Origin of the sequence: Flavobacterium bizetiae (assembly GCF_024271895.1) — a bacterium.
Taxonomy (GTDB): Bacteria; Bacteroidota; Bacteroidia; order Flavobacteriales; family Flavobacteriaceae; genus Flavobacterium; species Flavobacterium bizetiae.
The window spans coordinates 506,259-517,500 of sequence record NZ_CP091861.1 but is presented as its reverse complement, the minus strand read 5'-3'; the positions used below and the strand labels follow the sequence as shown (position 1 = coordinate 517,500).

The following is an 11,242-nucleotide window of genomic DNA, read 5'->3' as shown; positions in this document are numbered from 1 at the left end:
GAATAAGAGTAATAGAATCGAGAGATTTGAAAAGAACCGATAGATAACATCGCAATATAATATAAAAAATATACGATGAAGAGTTTGATCCTGGCTCAGGATGAACGCTAGCGGCAGGCTTAACACATGCAAGTCGAGGGGTATTAGTTTTCGGACTAAGAGACCGGCGCACGGGTGCGTAACGCGTATGCAATCTACCTTTTACAGAGGGATAGCCCAGAGAAATTTGGATTAATACCTCATAGTATTATAGAATGGCATCATTTTATAATTAAAGTCACAACGGTAAAAGATGAGCATGCGTCCCATTAGCTAGTTGGTAAGGTAACGGCTTACCAAGGCTACGATGGGTAGGGGTCCTGAGAGGGAGATCCCCCACACTGGTACTGAGACACGGACCAGACTCCTACGGGAGGCAGCAGTGAGGAATATTGGACAATGGGCGCAAGCCTGATCCAGCCATGCCGCGTGCAGGATGACGGTCCTATGGATTGTAAACTGCTTTTATACGAGAAGAAACACTCCGACGTGTCGGAGCTTGACGGTATCGTAAGAATAAGGATCGGCTAACTCCGTGCCAGCAGCCGCGGTAATACGGAGGATCCAAGCGTTATCCGGAATCATTGGGTTTAAAGGGTCCGTAGGCGGTTTAATAAGTCAGTGGTGAAAGCCCATCGCTCAACGGTGGAACGGCCATTGATACTGTTAGACTTGAATTATTAGGAAGTAACTAGAATATGTAGTGTAGCGGTGAAATGCTTAGAGATTACATGGAATACCAATTGCGAAGGCAGGTTACTACTAATGGATTGACGCTGATGGACGAAAGCGTGGGTAGCGAACAGGATTAGATACCCTGGTAGTCCACGCCGTAAACGATGGATACTAGCTGTTGGAAGCAATTTCAGTGGCTAAGCGAAAGTGATAAGTATCCCACCTGGGGAGTACGTTCGCAAGAATGAAACTCAAAGGAATTGACGGGGGCCCGCACAAGCGGTGGAGCATGTGGTTTAATTCGATGATACGCGAGGAACCTTACCAAGGCTTAAATGTAGATTGACCGGTTTGGAAACAGATCTTTCGCAAGACAATTTACAAGGTGCTGCATGGTTGTCGTCAGCTCGTGCCGTGAGGTGTCAGGTTAAGTCCTATAACGAGCGCAACCCCTGTTGTTAGTTGCCAGCGAGTCAAGTCGGGAACTCTAACAAGACTGCCAGTGCAAACTGTGAGGAAGGTGGGGATGACGTCAAATCATCACGGCCCTTACGCCTTGGGCTACACACGTGCTACAATGGCCGGTACAGAGAGCAGCCACTGGGTGACCAGGAGCGAATCTATAAAACCGGTCACAGTTCGGATCGGAGTCTGCAACTCGACTCCGTGAAGCTGGAATCGCTAGTAATCGGATATCAGCCATGATCCGGTGAATACGTTCCCGGGCCTTGTACACACCGCCCGTCAAGCCATGGAAGCTGGGGGTGCCTGAAGTCGGTGACCGCAAGGAGCTGCCTAGGGTAAAACTGGTAACTAGGGCTAAGTCGTAACAAGGTAGCCGTACCGGAAGGTGCGGCTGGAACACCTCCTTTCTAGAGCCTCGAGTGTTAGTTGACTTATCAACACGCTGAGGAAAAAAGATGTCTATTTAAAGGAACTGAATCTATGAGATTCAATTACTCTTGCTGTTAGTTCAAATAATAAATTTTAAGTAAAACAGAGTCTCGTAGCTCAGCTGGTTAGAGTACTACACTGATAATGTAGGGGTCGGCAGTTCGAGTCTGCCCGGGACTACTTTTTTAGAGTTTTGAATTATAAATTATGAATTATAAGTTATAATAAAAAAAAACAAACAAACTAAAGAAGACTGAAAAGCTTAGAAAAAGGAAATTCTGGAAGTTGGAATTCACCAAAAGAAATTAGAGAAGAATTCAAGAAATCTAAAATCTGAATTCTACAATCTAAGATTGAAAAATGGGGGATTAGCTCAGCTGGCTAGAGCGCCTGCCTTGCACGCAGGAGGTCAACGGTTCGACTCCGTTATTCTCCACTGGTCCGAAAGGACAAAAGTTCATTGACATATTGAGATAAGAAAATAATAAAAAGTAGAAAGCGTTTTTTGTTATCGTAGTAATACGAATAATAAAAAACAAAAAAAAACGGTCATATTAATTTATGATTGGTACAATAAGCAAAATAAGGGCGTATGGGGGATGCCTTGGCTCTCAGAGGCGATGAAAGGCGTGATAAGCTGCGAAAAGCTACGGGGACGGGCACACACCGATTGATCCGTAGATACCTGAATGGGGCAACCCACTATGTTGAAGACATAGTACACCGATAGGTGGGCAAACCCGCTGAACTGAAACATCTAAGTAGGCGGAGGAGAAGAAAACAAAAGTGATTCCGTAAGTAGTGGCGAGCGAACGCGGATTAGCCCAAACCAATGTTGTTACGGCAATGTTGGGGTTGTAGGACCACGACATTTTATGTACAAGGAACCGGAAGTTACTGGAAAGTGACGCCATAGAGGGTGATAGCCCCGTATGGGTAACGAGTATAATAGATAGTGGTATCCTGAGTAGGGCGGGGCACGTGAAACCCTGTCTGAATTTGGCGGGACCATCCGCTAAGGCTAAATACTCCTGAGAGACCGATAGTGAACCAGTACCGTGAGGGAAAGGTGAAAAGAACCGTGAATAACGGAGTGAAATAGATCCTGAAACCATACGCTTACAAGCGGTCGGAGCCCTTTCGTGGGGTGACGGCGTGCCTTTTGCATAATGAGCCTACGAGTTAACGTTGCTGGCAAGGTTAAGTGGTTAAGCCACGGATCCGTAGCGAAAGCGAGTCTGAATAGGGCGCTTTAGTCAGTAGTGTTAGACGCGAAACCGTGTGATCTACCCATGGGCAGGATGAAGCTGTGGTAACACACAGTGGAGGTCCGAACCGGTTGACGTTGAAAAGTCTTCGGATGACCTGTGGGTAGGGGTGAAAGGCCAATCAAACTCGGAAATAGCTCGTACTCCCCGAAATGCATTTAGGTGCAGCGCTGTGCATAAAGTTATATAGAGGTAGAGCTACTGATTGGATGCGGGGGCTTCACCGCCTACCAATTCCTGACAAACTCCGAATGCTATATAATGTTTCACAGCAGTGAGGGCTTGGGTGCTAAGGTCCAAGTCCGAGAGGGAAAGAACCCAGACCATCAGCTAAGGTCCCCAAATATATACTAAGTTGAAAGAACGAGGTTTGTCTGCCCAGACAGCTAGGATGTTGGCTTGGAAGCAGCCATTCATTTAAAGAGTGCGTAACAGCTCACTAGTCGAGCGGACGAGCATGGATAATAATCGGGCATAAGTATATTACCGAAGCTATGGATTTGCAGTTTACTGTAAGTGGTAGGGGAGCATTCTAACAGGGTTGAAGGTGTATCGTAAGGTATGCTGGACTGGTTAGAAAAGAAAATGTAGGCATAAGTAACGATAATGCGGGCGAGAAACCCGCACACCGAAAAACTAAGGTTTCCACAGCTATGCTAATCAGCTGTGGGTTAGTCTGGTCCTAAGGCGAACCCGAAAGGGACAGTCGATGGCTAACGGGTTAATATTCCCGTACTACTAATTACTGTGATGGGGTGACGGAGTGATGAAAGCGCCGCGAACTGACGGAATAGTTCGTTGAAGTACCTACCTATAAGATGCGCAGGCAAATCCACGCGTCTTGGGGAAATACGATAGTACTCGGAGTCTTCGGACAAAGAGATAGTGCGCCTAAGGGCTTCCAAGAAAAACCTCTAAACTTCAGGTAATTAGTACCAGTACCGTAAACCGACACAGGTAGTTGAGGAGAGAATCCTAAGGTGCTCGAGAGATTCATGGCTAAGGAATTAGGCAAAATAGACCTGTAACTTCGGGAGAAAGGTCGCCCTGAGCAATCAGGGCCGCAGTGAAGAGGTCCAGGCGACTGTTTATCAAAAACACAGGGCTCTGCAAAATCGTAAGATGAAGTATAGGGCCTGACACCTGCCCGGTGCTGGAAGGTTAAGAGGAGATGTTATCTTCGGAGAAGCATTGAATTGAAGCCCCAGTAAACGGCGGCCGTAACTATAACGGTCCTAAGGTAGCGAAATTCCTTGTCGGGTAAGTTCCGACCTGCACGAATGGTGTAACGATCTGGACACTGTCTCAGCCATGAGCTCGGTGAAATTGTAGTAACGGTGAAGATGCCGTTTACCCGCAGTGGGACGAAAAGACCCTGTGCACCTTTACTATAGCTTAGTATTGACCTTGGATAAATGATGTGTAGGATAGGTTGGAGACTGTGAAGTGGCGTCGCCAGGCGTTGTGGAGTCATTGTTGAAATACAACCCTTTGTTTATCTGAGGCCTAACCCCGTTTTGCGGGGGACATTGCTTGGTGGGTAGTTTGACTGGGGTGGTCGCCTCCAAAAGAGTAACGGAGGCTTCTAAAGGTTCCCTCAGTACGCTTGGTAACCGTGCGTAGAGTGCAATGGCATAAGGGAGCTTGACTGAGAGACATACAGGTCGATCAGGTACGAAAGTAGAGCATAGTGATCCGGTGGTTCCGCATGGAAGGGCCATCGCTCAAAGGATAAAAGGTACGCCGGGGATAACAGGCTGATCTCCCCCAAGAGCTCATATCGACGGGGGGGTTTGGCACCTCGATGTCGGCTCGTCACATCCTGGGGCTGGAGAAGGTCCCAAGGGTTGGGCTGTTCGCCCATTAAAGTGGCACGCGAGCTGGGTTCAGAACGTCGTGAGACAGTTCGGTCTCTATCTACTGTGGGCGTTAGAAATTTGAGTGGATCTGATTCTAGTACGAGAGGACCGAATTGGACAAACCTCTAGTGTATCTGTTGTCCCGCCAGGGGCACCGCAGAGTAGCTACGTTTGGAAGGGATAAGCGCTGAAAGCATATAAGCGCGAAACCCACCACAAGATGAGATTTCTTTTAAGGATCGTGGAAGATGACCACGTTGATAGGCTATAGATGTAAAGGCAGTAATGTCATAGTCGAGTAGTACTAATAATCCGTAAGCTTATGTACACCCTTTTCCTCCAGGGCAACTTGGAGGAAGAAACTTTCTAAAATAGTAAATAAAAGTACTTTTCTTTATCTCAGTATGTTAAGATATTGTTTTTAATTATGAATTGTAAATTATCAATTGTTAATTAAAAAAGTTACCTCAAGTAACAACGACCTTAAGGTGGTTATTGCGGCGGGGCTCACCTCTTCCCATCCCGAACAGAGTAGTTAAGCCCGCCTGCGCAGATGGTACTGCAGTTATGTGGGAGAGTATGTCGTCGCCTTTCTTTTAAGAATCCTCATCATTTATTTGATGAGGATTTTTTGTTTTATAACACTTTTGCGTTTTTATTTATTTAACCGCAAAGAACGCAATGATTTTTTTATTACTCTGTCATTAATAAAGGTCGCAAAGCTGTAGGGTTATTTATTGAAATTTAATTTAAAATATGTGGTAAATATCTTTTAATAGTTGGAATTTGGAATTTTATCCGCAAATCCAGGAATTGAAATTTCTTTTGATAAACCAATCTTCTGTTTACACGAGGCCGCGTTAGGGATGGAAGCGGTATCCTTTTGCGATACACTAAACTTCTGGCAAAGCCTTACCCTAAAACCTCTCTCGCAAAAGATTTAGCGGACAGCCCGGCCCGTAGGGAGACGCCCAAATTATTATACTTATAACATTTACTATTTGTTGTTTTATTTTGTGTTTTAGCTTTTGTAATATGTTTTATGACTTGATTCATGGTGGAAAAAATAAAAGGGCTTAAATCTTTTGTTTTGCGATTTTCTAATTGTTTTCTTGTCATGTATTTTTAGAATTCATTCTCAATTATATTGATAAATTTGTTTAAGCAATAGTTTGAATTATGACTGAGTTATTAAGGGTAATAAATAGTTTTCAGGAGTTGGATTTGGAAACTGAACAAGCGGTAAGAAAATATTTTGTTGAAGAAAAATTTAAAAGGGGTGAGTTTATCATTACTGAGGGAAAAATATGTTCTAAGATCTATTTTATAAAATCAGGTTTGGTGCGCAGGTTTTGTGTAGAAGATGGAATTGAGGTTACAAAATGGATTTATACAGATAATCAATTTGTAACATCATTGAGTAGTTTTTTTGAACAGAAACCTTCTTTTGAAAGTTTTCAGGTTTCAGAAGAGACAATTGTATATTCGCTTTCTTTTCAGGACGAACAAGTTTTATTGGAATATCCTTTATTTTCTAAGTTTCATATAAAACTGTTGCGAGTTTATCTTTCTAAATTAAATGAATTCCATCATTTTTATACTTCAATGAATGCTCAGGAAAAATATTTATACTTATTAAATTCTTTACCTCAGATCATTCTAAAAGCTAAATTAAAAGATATCGCGTCTCTCATTGGTGTAAGTTCTGAAACCTTGAGCAGGATCAGGGCTCAAATTACTTGACTTTAGATCAATAAATAGGATGTATTTCTTTTCAATATTTGCATTTCAAAATAAAAGGAATTGAAAAACAGTATAATTAGTCCGGAGGCTATAATTGGAAAGAATGTGCACATTGGGAATTTTTCGACTATTGAAAATGATGTAGTAATTGGAGATAATAGTTGGATTGGTAGTAACGTGAATATTTTAAGTGGTACAAGGATCGGAGAAAATTGTCAAATACATTCGGGAGCGGTTTTGGGTGGAATTCCTCAGGACTTGAAATACAAAGGCGAATATACTTTACTGGAAATTGGAAACAATACTATTATTCGGGAGTTTGTTACGATCAACAAAGGCACTGCATCAAAAGGTAAAACAATAATTGGAGATAGTACGCTAATTATGGCTAATACTCATATTGGTCATGATTGTTTGATTGGTAATAACTGTATTATTGGTTTTAATGTTGGTATTGCCGGCGAAGTAATTATGGGAGATTGGGCCAATATTAGTGGGTTGTCGGCGATTCATCAGTTTTCACTCATTGGTGAACATGCTATGATTAGTGGAATGAGTCGTGTTGTAAAAGATGTTCCTCCTTATGTATTAGCTTCACGAGAACCTTTGTCTTATTGTGGCTTAAATGTAATTGGATTAAAAAGAAGGGGTTTTGAGACAAATAAGATTAGGGAGTTGAAAGATATTTACCGAATTATTTTTCAGGAAAAACGAAATACAACTCATGCTTTAAATCTTATTGAAGAAAATTTTCAACGAACAATAGAACATGATAATATTCTGAATTTTATTAAGCAATCTAAAAGAGGAATTATAAAAGGAAATATAGATTAGAAAACTCCATTATTGCTAATGGAGTTTCTTAATAGATTTTATAAAATTATTTTACTTTATAGACTTCAATTGTTTTGAGCCAATAAACATGTCGTGGTCCTGTTTTGATATCATTACCACAAATTAAAATCATTTCTCCGTTTTTAATTGGTTTTCCATTTTCTTCGAACAGGACATAGGTATTTTCTCCTGTTGGATTATTGAAAAGTTCGGCCCATGAGAAGGTTGCTTTATAATCATCGGATGCTCTGGCTACGATGTAAAAGTTTCGGTCTTTATGTCCGTTTTGTTTGATTTTGGCTTTCTCTAAAATATCTTTTAGTAATACACCCTTCGAAGTTTTATCGTCTTTTTTTACAGCACCACTTTGGCAAACAATTTTTAGATTATTAATATCAACGACTTTCATTTTTCGGAGAGAATCTACGGTTAGTTGAAGCGGAAATTCTACTTCGCCTTTTATCTCAATTTGATGATTTACCAGTTTTAAACTATCGGCTGGTGATAAAGCGATATGTTCGTCACTTTCTTTGGCTTTTGGTGTTTTTTCTGTTTGGTTGACATCTTCTTTTTTCGACGTATTGCACATTGTAAAAGTTAGAGCAATAAAAAGAGCAAATAGATAAGTTTTTGTTTTCATATTGGTATGGTTTTATATTAATTAGAACTAAAAAAACGTAGGGTTATGAAAAAATTACGTCCTTCTTCAGGATAACCTTCTACAAGACTGTAATTTTTATCGAAGATGTTGTTGATTCCGGCATCAAGGCTAAAGTTTTTAAACGGCTTGGCTGATCCGTAAAGATTTAAAAGTGTATAATCCGGAACTCTGGCGCCGTAACTTGTACTAAAGCGTGAAGAATTAAATTCAGAATTGGCTATTAACTTTAATAATTTTATAGGTTGATATTCTAAAGTTCCCATTGCTTTTGTGTTTGGAACATCGGTAAAATGAATCGAAGGATCTGTTATGTTTTTTCTTTCGAGATAAGTGTAATTAAAATTAACGGATAAATTATTTAATATCTCATAATTTACTTGTGCTTCGATACCTCTGTATTCTGCCTTACCAAAGTTTTGCATTTGCGATTTTCCTGGAACTAGATTACTAACGTTTAAAATAGCATCACTTAAGGAACTATAAAATATTGCGGTTTGAAACGTTAGTTTTTGAAAAGCGTTTACTGTATAATTGATTTCATAATTTGTCGCTTTTTCAGGTTTTAGATCCGGATTTGGTATAGCAGTTCCCATCCGATAGGAGTAACGATCATTTATGGTAGCAAATCTTGTTTTTTCTGAAACTGTAGCACCTAATTTGTTTTGATTATTCAATTGATAAAATAACCCAATTTGTGCATTGTAGGCGTCACTTGCATCTGCGGCAGGATAATCTGAGATGACTTTGGTAGTCGCATTATAATCCTGCGCTTCTTTATTTTTTCGAATGTTATAGCTTACACCTGGAATTAAGGTTAATTTTTGTGATATTTTATAAATGTCTTCAATACCTACCAGAATTGTATTATCTACAAAATGACGAACGGGCTCTCCAAAATTGTTTTCGCGATGTACATCTTCTTTAAAATGAAAAGCAATTTTTAAATCATTTTTTGGAATTAGCTTCGTATTATATTCAACATTTCCCCCGTACGTATAGTCATCATAAATACTCTCAAAAGCATAGGCTTTGGTTTGTGTAGAATAGGTATTATCATCGTAGCTTTCAAGGTTGTTTTTGAATCTATCAAAATAAATTCTGGTTTTAAAACTGTTTTTGTCATCTATATTAGAGTTAGAAATAAAATAGTAACTTTCTTTGTTCCATTCTGGCCATTGCCAATATCGTGGTTTTGAATATAACGGATTTTGTGTATCATTTCCGGTATAAACCGGATTTCCTTTTTCGCCTATCTGATTGATGTATCCAATTGCATATTCACTTTTTTCAGTTGGTGTCCATCCAATTTTAAAACTTATTTTTTGATCTTTTCGATACGAATTATCGCGTTGTCCGCCATCTTCATTTTTAGTAGGGACAAAATTGGATGACATTCTAAATGAATCTCTGTTAAAATACGAGTAGCCGCCCTGAACATAAAATTTCCCCAAATTTGTACCAATATTAATGTTTGCCTTATAGCCATTTGTATTTATCATTCCGAGAGATCCGTCATATTCCAGTTTTTCTGATGGTTTTCTGGATATTAAATTAATAGCACCGCCCAACGAATTTGGTCCGTAAAGAACAGATGAGAAACCTTTTGAAACATCGACCGCGGCAAGATCAAAAGTGGTAAAACGCGCCAGATCTACATAACCATCATAAGGAACATAAACCGGAATTCCGTCCATATAAACCGGAACTTGTCTAAGATCGAAACCGCGTACCGCAACCATCGATTCATTTCGTGGACCGGAAGCGGTTAAGGTTATTCCGGGTAGCATATTTAGGGCTTTCGAAACCTCCATTTTGTTTTGGGATTCCATCTTTTTAGAAGTGACTCTGTTCAACGTATCCTTGTTTTTATGATTGGTTATTATAACTTCTCCCAACTCAAATACATTCGATGTCTTAACAGAATCTACCTGACTCTGATTTTTTTGCTGACTCATCGCAATAAACGGTAATAACAAAAATGCTATAATTTTTATTTTCATAGTTGAAATTTTAATCAGTATGTTTTGAAATGAATACTGATGGTTAATAGTATTGGTTTTGGTTGTTTTGATATTTAATTCAGTATGTTTTTAAATGAATACTGAAATGTATGTCTCAGGACATCAGGATGTGCTTTTGTTTATTTAGTTTTATAAAGTATTGATTATTATAAAGATATTAAAATAATATAGATTTGATTGTAAATATTATTTTGGTTAATAATGATTTTTCTAAATCCTCTTCATTTTTAAATACGTATTTTTTATTTGCAATTATACGTATTTTTACTTAATTAAGCTTGGTCTTTTTTGTTTTTTACATTCAACTGTTTTATTGGGATGTAAATATTAATTGTCTTCTTTTGTCATTTTGGCTAATAGAAACATCAAAACTACTACATGGGCCGTAACGTTTCTTTCGACTTTTGTATTAGAATTTTAAAACAAATAAAAAAATGCAAAAGACAATTTTTATCACAGGAGCTTCATCAGGTTTAGGAAAATCAACAGCTAAATTATTTCAGAGTAAAGGTTGGCGTGTAATTGCTACAATGCGAAATCCGGAAAATGAAACAGAATTAAATAAACTCAAAGATGTAATTCTACTTCCTTTGGATGTAACCCAGCAGGATCAGATCATCTCAGGTATTGAAGAAGTTACTCATTTATATGATGTAGATGTTGTCATGAATAATGCGGGGTATGGACTAATTGGAGTATTAGAATCATTAGATGATGAACAAATTCAGCGTCAGATAACAACAAATTTGCTTGGTGTTATAAGAGTTTCAAAAGCTTTTACTTCTCACTTTCGTGAAAGAAAGAGCGGTATGTTTATTAATATTACTTCTACTTTTGGTTTGATAGGATATCCGATGTGTTCTATTTATAGCGCAACAAAATTTGCTATCGATGGTTTTTCAGAAAGTATGGCTTACGAACTGGCGCAATTTGGGATACAAGTTAAAATTATTGCGCCAGGCGGAATGCAGACCGATTTTGCTGTTCGATCTATGGAGTTAGGCCAACATGATGCTTATGAAAAATTGACTGCGGAAGTAAGTAAAGGTTATAGTGCCGAAAAATTAAGTAATTATACAAAAGTGGAAGATATTGCTGAAATTGTTTTTCAATCGGCTACGGATAATAAAAATCAATTGCGATACATTGCAGGAAATGATGCGAACTTATTATACGATGAACGAATAAAATACGGCGTCGAAACTCAGGTTCAGAATATTAGAACAAATTTTACTTTTTAAAATTTTA

The 11,242-nt window shown here is 39.0% G+C and carries 6 protein-coding genes, 2 tRNA genes and 3 rRNA genes; 8 read left to right on the top strand and 3 right to left on the bottom strand.

All coding sequences use genetic code 11. From position 1 onward, the window contains the following. Nucleotides 1-72 precede the first annotated feature (72 nt). The 5 genes from L0669_RS02475 (at nt 73) to rrf (ending at nt 5,329) form a co-directional block, all read left to right on the top strand. Nucleotides 73-1,586 (top strand): 16S ribosomal RNA (locus L0669_RS02475). A 128-nt stretch (nt 1,587-1,714) separates the two neighbouring features. Then, nucleotides 1,715-1,788: transfer RNA gene (locus L0669_RS02470), tRNA-Ile, on the top strand. 182 nt (nt 1,789-1,970) lie between these two features. Beyond that, nucleotides 1,971-2,044, top strand: a tRNA-Ala gene (locus tag L0669_RS02465). 135 nt (nt 2,045-2,179) lie between these two features. Further along, a 23S ribosomal RNA gene (locus L0669_RS02460) occupies nt 2,180-5,063 on the top strand. Between the two features lie 156 nt (nt 5,064-5,219). Continuing rightward, a 5S ribosomal RNA gene (gene rrf / locus L0669_RS02455) occupies nt 5,220-5,329 on the top strand. Together the 16S, 23S and 5S rRNA genes with 2 tRNA genes alongside form the textbook arrangement of a ribosomal RNA operon. A gap of 318 nt (nt 5,330-5,647) precedes the next feature. On the opposite strand, the gene L0669_RS02450 is transcribed toward rrf, so the two are convergent. Continuing rightward, nucleotides 5,648-5,854 (bottom strand): hypothetical protein, encoded by a 207-nt coding sequence (locus tag L0669_RS02450; RefSeq protein ID WP_263761064.1) that lies wholly within the window; start codon nt 5,852-5,854, stop codon nt 5,648-5,650. A 60-nt stretch (nt 5,855-5,914) separates the two neighbouring features. Here L0669_RS02450 and L0669_RS02445 point away from each other — a divergent pair, with 60 nt between their 5' ends. Both L0669_RS02445 and lpxA read left to right on the top strand, forming a co-directional pair. Continuing rightward, nucleotides 5,915-6,478 (top strand): Crp/Fnr family transcriptional regulator, encoded by a 564-nt coding sequence (locus L0669_RS02445; protein WP_263761062.1) that lies wholly within the window; start codon nt 5,915-5,917, stop codon nt 6,476-6,478. A gap of 60 nt (nt 6,479-6,538) precedes the next feature. Further along, nucleotides 6,539-7,312 carry an acyl-ACP--UDP-N-acetylglucosamine O-acyltransferase gene (lpxA, locus tag L0669_RS02440; protein WP_263761060.1) on the top strand — a complete coding sequence of 258 codons (774 nt, stop codon included), beginning with the start codon at nt 6,539-6,541 and terminating at the stop codon, nt 7,310-7,312. Between the two features lie 46 nt (nt 7,313-7,358). Here the strand turns inward: lpxA and L0669_RS02435 are convergent, their stop codons facing one another. Together L0669_RS02435 and L0669_RS02430 are read right to left on the bottom strand one after the other, a co-directional pair. Beyond that, nucleotides 7,359-7,952: a molybdopterin-dependent oxidoreductase gene (locus L0669_RS02435; RefSeq protein WP_263761058.1), complete on the bottom strand. Its 594-nt coding sequence runs from the start codon at nt 7,950-7,952 to the stop codon at nt 7,359-7,361. A 17-nt stretch (nt 7,953-7,969) separates the two neighbouring features. After that, nucleotides 7,970-9,973 carry a TonB-dependent receptor plug domain-containing protein gene (locus tag L0669_RS02430; protein WP_263761056.1) on the bottom strand — a complete coding sequence of 668 codons (2,004 nt, stop codon included), beginning with the start codon at nt 9,971-9,973 and terminating at the stop codon, nt 7,970-7,972. Nucleotides 9,974-10,428: 455 nt separating this feature from the next. Here L0669_RS02430 and L0669_RS02425 point away from each other — a divergent pair, with 455 nt between their 5' ends. After that, nucleotides 10,429-11,235, top strand: coding sequence for an SDR family oxidoreductase (locus L0669_RS02425; RefSeq protein WP_263761054.1), 807 nt, complete (start codon nt 10,429-10,431; stop codon nt 11,233-11,235). The last annotated feature ends 7 nt before the right edge of the window (nt 11,236-11,242 follow it).